This window comes from Stenotrophomonas sp. PvP093 (genome assembly GCF_017876915.1).
GTDB lineage: Bacteria > Pseudomonadota > Gammaproteobacteria > Xanthomonadales > Xanthomonadaceae > Stenotrophomonas > Stenotrophomonas muris.
On record NZ_JAGIOX010000004.1, the window covers coordinates 3,199,769 to 3,214,722 of the forward strand.

11 protein-coding genes and 3 tRNA genes are annotated in these 14,954 nt (G+C 67.2%); 7 read left to right on the forward strand and 7 right to left on the reverse strand.

What is annotated here, in order from left to right:
- Window positions 1-3: 3 nt before the first annotated feature.
- A complete protein-coding gene (locus tag J3A72_RS17505) occupies window positions 4-732 on the reverse strand; it encodes a response regulator (RefSeq protein ID WP_041863210.1) in 729 nt (242 codons plus the stop codon).
- 204 nt (window positions 733-936) lie between these two features.
- Between J3A72_RS17505 and J3A72_RS17510 the strand changes: the two genes are divergently transcribed.
- Genes J3A72_RS17510 through J3A72_RS17520 form a run of 3 tightly spaced genes read left to right on the forward strand, consistent with a single transcriptional unit; the run spans window position 937 to window position 5,569 of the window.
- Window positions 937-2,178, forward strand: coding sequence for an efflux RND transporter periplasmic adaptor subunit (locus J3A72_RS17510; RefSeq protein WP_075075672.1), 1,242 nt, complete (start codon window positions 937-939; stop codon window positions 2,176-2,178).
- Window positions 2,175-4,133, forward strand: a complete 1,959-nt coding sequence (locus J3A72_RS17515) for a MacB family efflux pump subunit (RefSeq protein WP_049442200.1) — start codon at window positions 2,175-2,177, stop codon at window positions 4,131-4,133. The genes J3A72_RS17510 and J3A72_RS17515 overlap by 4 nt, the downstream gene beginning before the upstream one ends.
- Complete coding sequence (locus tag J3A72_RS17520; RefSeq protein ID WP_075075671.1) at window positions 4,130-5,569, forward strand: TolC family protein; 1,440 nt, start codon at window positions 4,130-4,132, stop codon at window positions 5,567-5,569. Before J3A72_RS17515 ends, J3A72_RS17520 begins: the two co-directional genes overlap by 4 nt.
- 77 nt (window positions 5,570-5,646) lie before the next feature.
- Here J3A72_RS17520 and rlmB read toward each other — a convergent pair whose 3' ends face one another.
- From rlmB to rnr, 3 genes are all read right to left on the reverse strand, one after another.
- Window positions 5,647-6,390 (reverse strand): 23S rRNA (guanosine(2251)-2'-O)-methyltransferase RlmB, encoded by a 744-nt coding sequence (rlmB, locus tag J3A72_RS17525; protein WP_005408775.1) that lies wholly within the window; start codon window positions 6,388-6,390, stop codon window positions 5,647-5,649.
- 161 nt (window positions 6,391-6,551) lie between these two features.
- Window positions 6,552-7,034, reverse strand: a complete 483-nt coding sequence (locus tag J3A72_RS17530; RefSeq protein WP_014646528.1) for a GFA family protein — start codon at window positions 7,032-7,034, stop codon at window positions 6,552-6,554.
- Window positions 7,035-7,118: 84 nt separating this feature from the next.
- Entirely contained in the window at window positions 7,119-9,578 is a 2,460-nt protein-coding gene (gene rnr / locus J3A72_RS17535) for a ribonuclease R (RefSeq protein WP_209572063.1), read from the reverse strand.
- 128 nt (window positions 9,579-9,706) lie between these two features.
- Here rnr and J3A72_RS17540 point away from each other — a divergent pair.
- Both J3A72_RS17540 and J3A72_RS17545 read left to right on the forward strand, forming a co-directional pair.
- Window positions 9,707-9,791, forward strand: a tRNA-Leu gene (locus tag J3A72_RS17540).
- 208 nt (window positions 9,792-9,999) lie between these two features.
- Window positions 10,000-10,084, forward strand: a tRNA-Leu gene (locus tag J3A72_RS17545).
- A gap of 56 nt (window positions 10,085-10,140) precedes the next feature.
- Here J3A72_RS17545 and J3A72_RS17550 read toward each other — a convergent pair.
- Window positions 10,141-10,887, reverse strand: a complete 747-nt coding sequence (locus tag J3A72_RS17550; protein WP_014646526.1) for a sulfite exporter TauE/SafE family protein — start codon at window positions 10,885-10,887, stop codon at window positions 10,141-10,143.
- 98 nt (window positions 10,888-10,985) lie between these two features.
- Here J3A72_RS17550 and J3A72_RS17555 point away from each other — a divergent pair, with 98 nt between their 5' ends.
- A complete protein-coding gene (locus J3A72_RS17555; RefSeq protein WP_075075670.1) occupies window positions 10,986-11,885 on the forward strand; it encodes a LysR family transcriptional regulator in 900 nt (299 codons plus the stop codon).
- 50 nt (window positions 11,886-11,935) lie between these two features.
- A tRNA-Leu gene (locus J3A72_RS17560) sits at window positions 11,936-12,020 on the forward strand.
- Window positions 12,021-12,173: 153 nt separating this feature from the next.
- On the opposite strand, the gene emrB is transcribed toward J3A72_RS17560, so the two are convergent.
- Window positions 12,174-13,760 carry a multidrug efflux MFS transporter permease subunit EmrB gene (gene emrB / locus J3A72_RS17565; protein WP_005408769.1) on the reverse strand — a complete coding sequence of 529 codons (1,587 nt, stop codon included), beginning with the start codon at window positions 13,758-13,760 and terminating at the stop codon, window positions 12,174-12,176.
- Between the two features lie 7 nt (window positions 13,761-13,767).
- On the reverse strand, window positions 13,768-14,949 hold the full coding sequence (gene emrA / locus J3A72_RS17570) for a multidrug efflux MFS transporter periplasmic adaptor subunit EmrA (protein ID WP_032956867.1): 1,182 nt from the start codon (window positions 14,947-14,949) through the stop codon (window positions 13,768-13,770).
- Window positions 14,950-14,954 lie beyond the last annotated feature (5 nt).

Sequence of the window (14,954 nt, forward strand, 5' to 3'; positions counted from 1 at the left end):
GGCTTATTCCAGGTTGACCGCGGAGGCCAGCACGTAGCCCTCGTTGCGCACGGTCTTGATCAGTCCGTCCGGGCCACCGTCGTCGCCCAGCTTGTTGCGCAGGCGGCTGACCTGCAGGTCGATCGCGCGGTCCTGTGCCTCGTAGTTGCGGCCACTGCTGAGCGCGACCAGCTGCTCGCGCGACAGCACCTTGTTGGCGTGCGCGATGAACACCCGCAGCAGGCGGAACTCGGCGCCGGACAGCACCACCACGCGGTCATCCGGATCGACCAGGTGGCGATGTTCCAGGTCGAACACCCAGCGCGAGAAGCGCGCACGGCGCACCGCCAGCGGCTCCAGGTTGGCCGGCAGCGCCTCGGTCCGGCGCAGCACGTTGCGGATGCGTGCCAGCAGCTCGCGCGGTTCGAACGGCTTGGCCAGGTAGTCATCGGCGCCCATTTCCAGGCCCAGCACACGATCGATCGGCTCGGCGCGTGCGGTCAGCATGATCACCGGCGTGTTCGAACGCGCACGCAGGTCACGGCACAGGGTCAGGCCATCCTCGCGCGGCAGGTTGAGGTCGAGCACGATCAGGTCCACGTGCTCGCGGTCCAGCAGCTGGCGCATGGCGGTGCCATCGGCCGCCGTGCTCACCAGGTAACCGGCGCGGCCGAGCTGCTCGGCCAGCAGCGTGCGGATGTCGTTGTCGTCGTCGACGATCAGCAGTCGATGCATCGGGTTTTCAGTCTCCATGTCGCGATCATCCCGTGTCGGCAGCTGAACCGCATCCGGGGCAATGCGTACCAGTGTATCCACCCGGGGACGGGATACCTGTGGTTACGCGTATTCACCGACAGTGTTACACACAGACATACCCCGAGGATTGAGCGGTCCATCGTCCGGTCTTCACAATGCCTGCCAACGCCGCACGCGCGGCCCCGAGAGTGAAGCCACCACGTGACGTTCCGCCTGTTGCCCGCGACCCGCCGGGGTCGCCTGATGCTGATCGCCCTGCTTGCCCTGATCGTCGCCGCCACCGCCTGGTGGCTGCTGCGCAAGCCCGCCGCCCCGGCCGTGGCCACCTCGCCGGTCAGCCGCGGTGACATCGAGCAGACCGTGGACGCGACCGGCGTGATCGATGCCTACAAGCTGGTCAGCGTCGGCGCGCAGGCCTCGGGCCAGATCAAGTCGCTGAAGGTGCAGCTGGGCGATACGGTAAAGGAAGGCGACCTGATCGCCGAGATCGACGCCACCACCCAGCAGAACCAGGTGCTCAACGCGCAGGCCTCGCTGGACCAGGTCACCGCGCAGCGCGCCGTGCAGCAGGCCACCCTGCGCCAGGCCGAACTGGAATTCGCGCGGCAGCAGCAGATGCTGGCCGCCGAGGCCACCTCGCGCCAGGAGTACGATGCCGCCGAGGCACAGCTGAAGACCGCCCGCGCCCAGCTGCAGTCCTATGAGGCACAGATCAAGGGCCGCGAAACCGAGCTGGGCACCGCCCGCGCCAACCTGGCCTACACCCGCATCACCGCGCCGATGGATGGCACCGTGGTGGCGGTGGTGGCCGAGGAAGGCCGCACGGTGAACGCCAACCAGACCGCGCCGACCATCGTCATGCTGGCGCGGCTGGACGTGGTGACCGTCAATGCGGAGATCTCCGAGGCCGACGTGGTCAAGATCAAGGCCGGCATGCCGGTGTACTTCACCACGCTCGGCGACCCGGACCGCAAGTACCACGCCACGCTGCGCCAGATCAATCCGGCGCCAGCCTCGATCGCCAACGAGAATTCATCCAGCTCCAGCAGCTCCTCCAGTTCCAGTTCCAGCAGCGCGGTCTACTACAACGCGCTGTTCGACGTGGAGAACCCGGATGGCACGCTGCGCATCGACATGACCGCGCAGGTCTCGGTGCTGCTCAAGCAGGCCAAGGGCGTGCTGATGGTGCCGGCAGTGGCGCTGGGGCCGAAGCGCCGTGGCGACGAGCGCATGGTGCGGGTGCTGGACGACAAGGGCCAGCCGCAGCCGCGCAAGGTCACGGTGGGCATCAACAATGGCGCCTCGGCCGAGATCCTCTCCGGGCTGAAGGAAGGCGAGCGCGTGGTGGTTGGCGAAGCGGGTGCGGCCGGTGCCAGCGCCGGCGGCGGCAACCGCGGCGGCATGCAGATGCGGGTTGGCGGCCCGGGCATGGGGCGCCGATGAGCACGACGGCGCCGCTGCTGCGCCTGCGCGACCTGCGACGTGAATTCCCGGCCGGCGATGATGTGATCGCCGTGCTGCGCGACGTCAATCTCGACATCCACGCCGGTGAGATGGTGGCCATCGTCGGCCAGTCCGGCTCGGGCAAGTCGACGCTGATGAACATCCTCGGCTGCCTCGATCGTCCCACGCGTGGCAGCTACCAGGTGGCCGGCCGCGAAACCGGGAAGATGCAACCGGACGAACTGGCCGAACTGCGCCGCGAGCATTTCGGTTTCATCTTCCAGCGCTACCACCTGCTCGGCGACCTGGACGCGCGCGGCAACGTGGAAGTGCCGGCGGTGTACGCCGGCAGCCCCGGCCCGGTGCGCAACGCGCGTGCCGAGCAACTGCTGCAGCGGCTGGGCCTGAGCGACCGCATGCATCACAAGCCGGGCCAGCTGTCCGGTGGCCAGCAGCAGCGCGTGTCGATCGCACGCGCCCTGATGAACGGCGGCGAGGTGATCCTGGCCGACGAGCCGACCGGCGCGCTGGACACGAAATCCGGCGAGGAAGTGATGGCGATCCTCGGCGAGCTGCATGCCGAAGGCCACACCATCATCATCGTCACCCACGACATGAGCGTGGCCGAGCACGCGCAGCGCATCATCGAAATCCGCGATGGCGAGATCATCGCCGACCGCGCCAACCCGAATGCGCCGACCTACCGTGCGCAGCGCGAGGCCAGTACCGGCGTCGCCCGCGGCAACAGCTGGCGGGCCGCGCGCGACCGCTTCACCGAAGCGTTCCGCATGGCGCTGCTGGCGATGAACGCACATCGGCTGCGAACCTTCCTGACCATGCTCGGCATCATCATCGGCATCGCCTCGGTGGTCTCGGTGGTGGCGCTGGGCAATGGCTCCCAGCAGCAGATCCTGCAGAACATCAGCGCGCTCGGCACCAATACCATCGACGTCTATCCCGGCCGCGGTTTCGGCGACATGCGCTCGGCGCGCGTACAGACGCTCAAGGCCAGCGATGCCGATGCACTGGCAAGGCAGAGCTACGTGGACAGCGCCACCCCCAGCGTATCGACTTCGGTCACCGCGCGTTACCGCAACCAGTCGTCCACCGCCCAGGTCAGCGGCGTTGGCGAGCAGTTCTTCCGGGTCAAGGGCGTGACCCTGCTCAGCGGCAGCTTCTTCGATGCCGATGCGGTCAAGGGCCTGGGCCAGGTGGCGGTGATCGACGAGAACACCCAGTCCCAGTTCTTTCCCGATGTCGACCCGGTCGGCCAGGTGATCCTGCTCGGCAACGTGCCGGCGCGCGTGGTCGGCGTGGCCAAGCGGCAGAGTTTCGGCTTCGGCGGCAGCACCAGCCTCAGCGTGTGGGTGCCGTACACCACGGTGATGTCGCGCATGCTCGGCCAGAGCCACGTGTCCAGCATCACCGTGCGCGTGGACGATGACACGCCGATGGACGCCGCGCAGGAAGCGATCACCCGCCTGCTGACCCTGCGCCATGGCACCGAGGATTTCTTCCTCAGCAACAGCGCCGAGATCCGCGAGACCATCGAGCAGACCACGCGCACGATGACCCTGCTGATCGGTGCCATCGCCGCCATCGCGTTGCTGGTCGGTGGCATCGGCGTGATGAACATCATGCTGGTATCGGTGACCGAGCGCACCCGCGAGATCGGGGTGCGCATGGCCGTCGGTGCACGGCAGAGTGATATCCGCCAGCAGTTCCTGATCGAAGCGGTGCTGGTCTGCCTGCTCGGCGGCGTGCTCGGTATCGGCCTGGCCCTGCTGCTGGGCTCGATGATCGGCCGCTTCGCCAGCGACTTCCAGGTGCTGTTCTCCACCGCCTCGATCGTCGCCGCGTTTGCCTGCTCGACCCTGATCGGCGTTGCGTTCGGCTTCCTGCCAGCGCGCAACGCCGCGCAGCTCGACCCGGTGGAGGCCCTGGCCCGCGAATGAAGATGATGACCCGACTGCCCTTCCCCGCTCCCCGGCACCTGCTGCTGGCCGGTGCCGTTCTACTCGCCCTGTCCGGCTGCGCGTCGGTCGGCCGCTACCCGGTGCACGACCCGGCCGTGGCCGCGCAGTATGGACGTGGCGATGCCACCCTCAACGCGCCAGCCGATGACCCGCGCAGCAGCCTGGATACACCGGGCCGCGACATCCGCCAGGACACCTGGTGGACCGGCTTCGGCGATGAACGCCTGGACCGCCTGGTGGCGCAGGCGCTGGCCGCCAACAGCGATCTGGCCGCCGCCGGCCTGGCCGTGCAGCGTTCGCGCCTGCAGGCCGGCCTGGCCAGCAACGCACTGTGGCCGCAGCCCTCGTCATCCGGCGTGAGCGGCAGCGCCAGCCGCGCCACCGACCAGTCTGATGATTGGCGCCGCAGCTATTCCACCGGCGTCTCGCTGGGTTGGGAAGTGGACCTGTGGGGCCGCCTGCGCACCCAGCGCGACATCGCCCGCTGGGAAGCCGAGGCCAGCGAGGAAGATCGGCAGAACACCGCGCTGCTGGTGATCAGCGACACCATCATCCAGTACTGGAACCTGGCCTACCTCAACCAGTCGATCGCCACCGGCCAGGCCAACCTGGAGCGCCTGGAACGCACCCGCGAACTGGTGCAGGCCCGCTTCGACGCCGGTGCGGTATCGCGCCTGGAAGTGCGCCAGGCACTGCAGAACCTGCAGTCGCAGCGGTCCTCGCAGAACGCGCTGGAACAGCAGCGGGTGGAGGTGCGCAACGCGCTGACCGTGCTGCTGGACGGCACGCCCTGGCCCCAGCAGGACGAACCACAGGACCTGCTGGGCGCACGCAGCCCAGCCATCAGCGAAGGCCTGCCGACCGATCTGCTCGGCCGCCGCCCCGATCTGCGCGCGGCCGAACTTCGCCTGCGCAACAGCCTGAAGACCATCAAGGTCACCGCCACCCAGTACTACCCTGCGCTGAGCCTGACCGGCAGCCTCGGTTCCAGCGCGACCTCGCTGGGCGACGTACTGCGCAACCCGGTGGCCACGCTGGGCGCCGGCCTGTCGCTGCCGTTCCTCAACCTGCAGCGTGCGCAGCTGGATACCGATATCGCCGGCACCACCTACCAGATCGCCGCCAGCAACTTCCGCAAGACGCTGTATACCGCGCTCTCGGAAGTGGACAACGCACTGTCGGCGCGCGAGCAGCTGGCGCGCCAGGTGGCGGCCTCGCAGGCTTCATACGACGAAGCGGTGGAAGTGGAACGCGCGCAGGAAGTGCGTTACCGCGTGGGTGCCACCGATCTGCGCACCTGGCTGGAAGCGCAGCAGACCCGGCGTGATGCCGAACTGTCGCTGGCACGTGCGCGCCAGGGCCAGCTCAACAACGACGTGACGCTGTTCAAGGCGTTGGGCGGCAGCGCGGGGTGAGGCGGGACATGAAACGGGGTCAGATCCCTTTTCCCATTGGAAAAGGGATCTGACCCCGATCACATCGCGCTGGCCGATCAACCGCGCTGGCGCACGGCCTCGAACAGGCTGACGCCGGCGGCGACGGAGACGTTCAGGCTCTCGATCTCGCCCGGCATCGGGATCTTGACCAGGCCATCGCAGTTCTCGCGGGTCAGGCGGCGCAGGCCATCGGCTTCGCCGCCCAGCACCAGCGCGATGTTGCCCTTCAGGTCCAGCTGGTACAGCGAGGCCGTGGCTTCACCGGCCAGGCCGTAGATCCACACGCCCTGCTTCTGCAGGTCCTTCAGGCAGCGCGAGAGGTTGGTCACCGCCACCACCGGGATCAGGTCGGCGGCACCGGCCGAAGTCTTGCGCACAGTGGCATTGACCGTGGCCGACTTGTCCTTCGGGATGATCACCGCGGTCGCCCCGGCGGCAGCGGCCGAGCGCAGGCAGGCGCCGAGGTTGTGCGGGTCCTGCACCTCGTCGAGCACCAGCAGCAGGGCCTTGCCCTCGGCCGCGGTGACCAGCCCTTCCAGCTCGTTCTCACTGTAGGTACGGGCGGCGGCGTAGCGCGCGGCCACGCCCTGGTGGCGCACCGAACCGCCAACACCGTCCAGCGCCTGGCTGTTCACCTTGCGCACATCGATGCCCTTGCGGCGGGCGTTCTCTTCGATCTCGGTCAGGCGCGGGTTCTTCGCACCGGCCTCGACCAGCACTTCGCGGACGTTCTCGGCGTCGTTCTCGATGGAGGAAGCGACGGCGTTGACGCCGACAATCCACTGGCTGTTCTTGCTCATGCGGGCGGGGACCGGAAAGGGGGTGGCTATGGTAGAGCATCGGCAGGCCGGGCGCTGCGACCGGCCGCCCCTCTGTAGCGCCGAGCCCATGCTCGGCTGGCGGGGGGCCGATGAAGCCTGAACCCGGAGCAGCCGAGCGTGGGCTCGGCGCTAGAGGGGCGTTACCGACTGCGCGGCGGCCAGTGCGGGGTGTCGTGGTCGGGGTGCTGGTGGGAGACGATGGTGGCCAGGAACTCCAGCGCGGCGACGTCGTCCTCGGTGCGCCGCGCCGGCAGGCCGGACAGGCTGTCGACGAACGGCAGCTTGCGCTCCACCCCGTACTGGATCGTCGGTGGCAGGCGTTCCGGCTCATCGAAGGCGCCGGCAGCCACGGCCACGCCATCCGGGGCTTCATAGGTCAGGGGTGTACCGCAGTCGGCGCAGAAACCACGCCGCACCACGTTGGACGACTGGAAATAGCGCGGCTGGCCGCGGGTCCAGCTGAACTGCACGCCGCGCACGGATACCAGCGGCGCGTAATAGGCACCGAACGCCTTCTGGCACATCCGGCAATGGCAGATCGAGCTGTCGGTGAGCTCGCCACGCGCCTGGAAGCGGACCGCGCCGCACTGGCAGCCGCCACTGTATTCGGGTTGGCCTTGCATGCTGGGGTTCCTCCGGAACGTCGTGCCAACCAAGGTTGGCACCTACCAGTTGCGGTAGGTGCCGACCGTTGGTCGGCACACCTTTCAATACTTCTTCTTGGTGCGCTTGGCCGGCTTGCCCCGCTCGGGCGGCGGCGGCAGGCCATCGCCCTCGTCCTCGCCCTTGTGCTCGACCAGGCGGAAGTCGATCTTGCGCTCTTCCATGCTGGCCTTCAGCACCAGGATCCGCACGCGGTCACCCAGCCGGTAGCTGCTGCCGCGGCGTTCGCCGGTCAGCGTCTTGCGGGTGGCGTCGAACTTGTAATAGTCCTGCGGCAGCTGGGTCACATGCACCAGGCCCTGCACCTTGGACTCGTCCAGTTCCACGAACAGGCCGAAGCTGGTCACGCCGCTGATCACGCCGTCGAACTGGTCGCCCACGTGCTTTTCCATCCACGCCGCGCGGTAACGCTCGTCGACCTCGCGCTCGGCTTCGTCGGCACGGCGCTCGCGCTCGGAACACTGCAGCGCCAGGGCCGCCATTTCGCGCGCGTTGTAGGTGAACTTGTCCAGCGGCTTGCCGGACAACGCATGCTTGATCGCACGGTGCACCAGCAGGTCGGGGTAACGGCGGATCGGCGAGGTGAAGTGCGCGTACGCCTCCAGCGCCAGGCCGAAGTGGCCGTGATTCTCCGGGCTGTAGATCGCCAGGCTCTGGCTGCGCAGCAACACCGATTCCAGCAGCGTGGCATCGGGGCGGTCGCGGATCTTCTTCAGCAGCTTGGTGTAATCGCCCGGGCGCACCTTCGACCACGGCGGCAGGCTCAGCTTGAACTCCTTGAGGAATTCCAGCAGGTCGGCGTACTTGGTTTCCGGCGGCTTCTCGTGGATGCGGTACGGCGCCGGCACATGGCGCGACAGCAGGTACCTGGCGGCCTCGACGTTGGCCGCGATCATGCACTCCTCGATCAGCTTGTGCGCGTCGTTGCGCACCAGCATGCCGGCCTGGGTCACTTCACCACGGTTGTCCAGCACGAAGCGCACTTCACTGCTTTCGAATTCGATGGCACCGCGCTTGGCGCGTGCCTTGGACAGCACCTTGTACAGCTGGTGCAGGCGCTGCACCTGCGGCAGCAGGTCGCCCATCCAGGCCTTGGTATCGGCATCGTCCTCGCCCACCGCCTTCCACACCTGGGTGTAGGTCAGGCGCGCATGCGAGTTCATCACCGCCTCGTAGAAGCGCGAATGCGTGACCAGGCCATCGCGGTCGATCTGCATGTCGCAGACAAAGCACATGCGGTCGACCTTCGGCATCAGCGAGCAGATGCCGTTGGACAGTGTCTCCGGCAGCATCGGCACCACGAAGCCCGGGAAGTACACCGACGTCGCACGCTTCTGCGCCTCTTCATCCAGCGGCGTACCAGGGCGAACGTAATTCGAGACGTCGGCAATCGCCACCACCAGGCGGAAACCCTCGGCATTCGGCTCGCAGTACACCGCGTCGTCGAAGTCCTTGGCATCCTCGCCATCGATGGTGACCAGCGGCGTGCTGCGCAGGTCGACACGGTCGCCAATCATCGCCGGCTCGACCACCAGCGGCACCGAGGCCGCTTCGTCCAGCACCTCCTGCGGGAACTCGAACGGCAGCTCGTGGCCATGGATGGCGGTCTCCACCACCAGCGACGCGGTCAGCTTGTCGCCGAGCACCGCGATGATGCGGCCGATCGGCGGGCGGCGGCTGTCCGGCGCCTGGGTCAGTTCACAGACCACCAGCTGGCCGTCGCGCGCACCACCGGTCTGGTCCGGCGGCACCTGCACGTTGCGCTGCACGCGCTTGTCGTCGGGCACCACGTAGTTGATGCCCATCTCGATGCTGAAGCGGCCGATCAGGCGGGTCATGCCGCGCTCCAGCACGCGGGCGATGCTGCCTTCGCGACGGCCACGGTGATCGATGCCGGTCACGCGGGCCAGCACCTTGTCGCCGTGCATGACCTTGCGCATTTCATAAGGCGGCAGGAACAGGTCGTCGCCGCCCTCGACCGGGCGCAGGAAGCCGAACCCTTCCGGGTTGGCGATCACCACACCGGTGACCAGGTTCAGGGTCTGGATCGGGGCGAAACCGCCGCGACGGTTCTGCACCAGCTGGCCGTCGCGGACCATCGCACCGAGCCGGCGCGACAGCGCTTCGGCCCGGTCCGGAGCGGTCAGGCCCAGGCGCGCGCCCAGTTCCTCGGCGGTCTGCGGCCCTTCGCAGCGCTCCAGCAGGGCCAGGATGGCCTCGCGGCTGGCGATGGGCTGTTCGTACTTCTCCGCTTCGCGGGCGGCATAGGGATCGTCGATCACCTTGCCGGCCGGCGGCAGCTTGCGGCCCGGGGCCGGGCCCGGTGCATCGGTACTGCGGACCTTGCGGCCGCGTGGCGGTGCACCGCCTTCATTCAATTCGGGGAACCAGCCCGGCAGCGGCTTGCCCGGCTTGGTGGTGCGGGCTGCACCCGCCTTGGCGCCCTTGTTCGGGGCTTGGCTGCGGGACTTGCTCCCGCCCTTGCTTGGTTTTTTGGTAGTCATCGCCCTACATGGTAGCGGCTGGCGGCGTGCAGAACGGGTCAGCGGTCGCCTTCAAGCGATCGCGTCAAAAATATTCAGGAAGTCGTTGACAGCCTGCGGATTCATCTTCACAATTGCGCCTCTGGAACGCCCAGGTGGCGGAATTGGTAGACGCACTAGTTTCAGGTACTAGCGGGTAAAACCGTGGAGGTTCGAGTCCTCTCCTGGGCACCAACGAAAAAACTCCTCGCTTCGGCGGGGATTTTTTTTTGCCTGTGATCCGGCAGCCGGGGTCGGATTCCTTTCCAGAGGAAAGGGCTCTGGCCCCAAGCGAGTGAGATGGGGGGCAGAGCCCGTTTCGCATGCGCAACGGCAACCGACCCGGGATCAGCAAAAAGTGTTGACACCCCCGTCACGGCACCCCATAATCTCGCTCCTCGACGCCCAGGTGGCGGAATTGGTAGACGCACTAGTTTCAGGTACTAGCGGGTAAAACCGTGGAGGTTCGAGTCCTCTCCTGGGCACCACGTCGAGAATGAGAAAAACCCGCGAAAGCGGGTTTTTTCATGCCCCGGATCCGGCATCAGAACAACGGCCGCAGCACCAGTTCCAGCCCGAGCAGCAGCAGGAACCCCAGGAAGCAGGCGCGGAACACGCGGGCACTGATGCGCTGCCGGATCACCTGGCCCAGCCACATGCCCAGCAGCGCCGGCAGCACCGCCAGCGCACTCAGCCCCAGCTGCTGGATGCCGAACGCACCGTGCAGCACCAGACCGGTGGTCAGCGAAATCGTCGACACGGTGAACGCCAGCCCGAGCGCCTGCACCAGCTCCTCGCGCTGCAATCCCAGCGACTGCAGGTACGGCACCGCCGGCATCACGAACACACCCGTCGCCCCCGTCACCACGCCGGACAGCGCACCCACCAGCGGCCCCAGCCAGCGCTCGCGCCGCTGCGGCACGCGGAACACCGGCGCGAGCAACGCATAGGCGGCATAGACCACCAATGCCACGCCCAGCGCAACGCGCGACCAGGTGCGATCGACCCGCACCAGCAGTGCGGCCGAACCCAGCGTCACCACCACCACGGCAAGCATCATCGGCCACAAACGCCGCACGATGTGGCCCAGCGACGGCCCGGACAGCAGTTGCCACGCATTGGTGACGAAGGTTGGAATGAACAGCATCGACGCCGCCGCCACCGGTGACAGGGTGCTGCCCAGCAGGCCCATCGCCACCGTCGGCAACCCCATCCCTGTCACGCCCTTGACCACGCCGGCCAGCACGAACACCACCACCAGCAGCAAATAGAAGTATGTCGATTCATGCATGGCTTCATTGGACCGGGCCCTCGCCAGGCGCACAATGCGGTCTTCCCGGCCCAGCCTTCGGCTGACCCGAAGGCGCCGGATCAGCAATGAGGCACGACATGCGGATGGACATCGCCGACCTGCGCCTGTTCCTGGCAATCGCCGAAGCCGGCAGCATCACCGCCGGCGCGGCACAGGCAAACCTGGCATTGGGTTCAGCCAGCGAGCGCCTGCGCACGATCGAAGCCGATGCCGGCACCGCGCTGTTGCACCGGCACCCACGCGGCGTCAGCCTGACCGAGGCCGGTGCCGCCCTCGCCCACCACGCACGCCTGATCCTGCAGCAGCAGGCACAGCTGCGTGGCGAACTACAGGCGTTCGCGCAGGGTGCGCGCGGCACCCTGCACCTGTATGCCAACACCGCCGCGCTGACCAACTACCTGCCCTCGCGGCTCGCGCCGTGGCTGGCCGGACGCCCACGCCTGCATGTCGAACTGCTGGAGCGCACCAGCCCCGAAGTCGTACGCGCGATCAGTGCCGGCCAGGCCGAAGCCGGCATCATCAGCGATGCGGTCGACGCTGCCGGCCTGCAGCAGCATGTGGTCGCCGAAGATCCCCTGGTGATGCTGCTGCCGGCCGACCACCGCTTCGCGACCCGGCGCAGCCTGGCTTTTGCCGAGGCTGCCGGAGAGACCTTCGTTGCCCTGGCCGACGGCAATGCACTGCAGACCTACATCGAGGCCCAGGCGCGCGACATCGGGCGCCGCCTGGATGTACGCATCCGCATGAAGACCTTCGAAGGCGTGTGCATCATGGTCGGCCACGGCATCGGCGTCGGCATCGTGCCGCGGACCATCGCGCGCCAGCATCGGCGCAGCACGCACACCGTCGCCGTACCGCTCGCCGATGCGTGGGCGCAACGACGCCTGTGCGCGTGCTTTGCCGAGTGGACACGACTGTCACCGGCGATGCGCAGCCTGCTGCATCACCTGGGCGTGCAGCCCCAGAAAAAAGTGTGAAATGTTGTTGACACATCTTCTGTGGCTCCCCATAATTCATCTCCTGAGTCGCCCAGGTGGCGGAATTGGTAGACGCACTAGTTTCAGGTACTAGCGGGTAAAACCGTGGAGGTTCGAGTCCTCTCCTGGGCACCACGACTCAAGATGATCAAACCCGCGAAAGCGGGTTTTTTCGTTTCCGGGGTCTGGGAATTCACGCCCCGAGATCCATCCATGCGTGGCGTGGATCCACCAAAAGAAAAACCCCGCCTTGCGGCGGGGTTTCTGCGTTTCAACAGCAATGAACGGTCAGTGCCCGCCGCCGGCGGCAGCACCTGCACCCGCGCCGAACGGCGGCTTGGCCAGCCACAGGAACGTGATGATCGCCAGGAAGATCCAGCCCAGCAGGAAGAAGATGTCGTTGAAGCCCATCTGCGATGCCTGGTGGTTGATCATGTTGTTCAGTACCGCTGCACCGTGTTGCAGGTCGCCCTGCCCCATCGCCGTCACCTGGTCCTGCATGCCGGGCTGATAGGCCGAGATGTGCTCGGTCAGGTCGGCATGGTGCACCTGGGTACGCCGCGCCCACAGCCACGTCGTCAGTGACGCCGCGAAGCTGCCACCCAGCGTACGCAGGAACGTGGCCAGGCCGGAGCCCGCCGCGATCTCGCGCCCATCCAGGTCCGACAGCAGGATCTGCAGCACCGGCATGAAGAACAGCGCGACGCCGATGCCCATGATCAGCTGCACGCCGGCCACGTGCATGTAGTCCACCTGCAGGTTGAAGTTCGAACGCAGGAAGCTGGTCATCGACAGCACGATGAAGGCCACCGTGGCCAGCATGCGCATGTCGAAGCGCGATGCGTACTTGCCGACGAATGGCGTCATGATCACCGGCAGGATGCCGATCGGCGCGGTCGCCAGGCCTGCCCAGATCGCGGTGTAGCCCATGTCACGCTGCAGCCACTGCGGGATCAGCAGCGCCACGCTGAAGAACGCCGCGTAGGCCACCACCATCGCCAGCGTGCCGGCGCGGAAGTTGCGGTGCCGGAACAGCTTCAGGTCGACGATCGGATCCTTGTCGGTCAGCTCCCAGATCAGGAACACCGTCAGCGTCACCACCGCCACGCAGGCCAGCACCACGATCTTCATCGACGAGAACCAGTCCTCGTCGTTGCCCAGGTCGAGCACCAGCTGCAGGGCACCGACACCGATCACCAGGGTGACCAGGCCGACGTAGTCCATCTTCGGCTTCTCGATCTGCTCCGGGCGTCCCTTCAGCTGGTTGCCCACCACCAGCGCGGCGAAGATGCCCAGTGGCACGTTGATCAGGAAGATCCATTCCCAGCTGTAGTTGTCGGTGATCCAACCACCGAGGATCGGACCGCAGATGGGCGCCACCACCGTGATCATCGCCAGCAGCGCCAATGCCTGTCCGCGTTTCTCGCGCGGATAGATCGAGACCAGCAGCGACTGCGTGATCGGGTACATCGGGCCGGCCACGAAACCCTGCAGCGCACGCGACAGCACCAGCATGCCCATGCTCTGCGCCAGGCCGCACAGCAGCGAGGTGATGACGAAGGCCAGCGTGGCCCAGACGAACAGCTTGCGCTCGCCGAAGCGACGGCTGAGCCAGCCGGTCAGCGGCAGCGCGATGGCCGTGCTGACCGCGAACGAAGTGATGACCCAGGTCGCCTGCTGCGAGCTGGCGCCGAGATTACCGGCGATGGTCGGCAGTGAAACGTTGGCGATGGTGGTGTCGAGCACCTGCATGAACGACGCCATCGCCAGGCCCACGGTGCACAGGGCGACGCTGGGTGGCAGGAACCCGGAGGCCGCACCCGGCGCCGCCGGTGCACCCGGAGCGCCGGGTGCGGCTGGAGCTTGTGCGGACATGGCGACCTCAGCCCACCTTTGCCTGTTGCTGCGGCAGGTTGCCCTGGATGATCGTGTGGATCACCTCATCGGCATCATGCAGCTGCTTGGCATATACGTCGGTGTCGAACACGGTGCCCTTGGCCGGGGTGCTCGGCAGTACTTCACCCTTCTGGTCGCGCAGGCTCACTTCGGCCTTCATCGACAGGCCGATGCGCAGCGGGTGTTCGGCCAGCTGCTTGGCATCGATGGCGATGCGCACCGGCACGCGCTGCACGATCTTGATCCAGTTGCCGCTGGCGTTCTGCGCCGGCAACAGCGAGAACGCCGAGCCGGTACCCAGGCCCAGGCTCTGGATGCGGCCCTTGTACTTCACGTCACCGGCATACAGGTCCGACTTCAGCTCCACTTCCTGGCCCAGGCGCATATGGCGCAGCTGGGTTTCCTTGAAGTTGGCCTCGACCCACATCTGCTCGGTCGGCACCACGGCCATCAGGGCATTGCCCGGCTGCACGCGCTGGCCCACCTGCACCGAACGACGGGCAACGTAGCCGGTGACCGGCGCGACGATGCCGGCGCGGGCGTTGTTGAGGAAGGCCTGGCGCAGCTGCGCGGCGGCGGCCTGCACGTCCGGCTGGGTGGCGATCACGGTGTCGTCGACCAGCGCGCGGTTGCGCTCGACGGTCTCGCGCGAACCGGCAACGGCCGCTTCGGCCGCAGCCAGCTCGTCGCGGGCGTGGGCCAGTTCTTCGTTGGAAATGGCGCCAGTGGCGGCCAGATCCTTGCGGCGGGCGAAGTCCTCGCGCACGCGCTTCAGGGTCACCTGGCGGGCGTTCAGGTCCGCCTGCGCGCCTTCCACGCTGCGGTACAGGCCACGGGTCTGGCGCACGGTCTTGGCCAGGTTGGCTTCGGCCTGCTGCAGCGCCACCGAAGTGTCGGACGGGTCCAGCTGCACCAGCAGCTGGCCGCGCTCCACGCGCATGCCGTCATCGGCATTGATGGCGACCACGGTACCGGCCACCAGCGGGGTGATCTGCACCTGGTTGCCCTGCACGTAGGCATCGTCGGTCTCTTCGAACCAACGGCCGAACATGAAGTACCACAGCGCCAGGGCGGCAAGCAGCAGCACGACGATCACGAACAGGCCGCGCAGCAGGTTGCCGCGGCGGTTGGGGGCGGCCGGGGCCGCGGTGTCTTGGGTCTGGCTCATGGCGG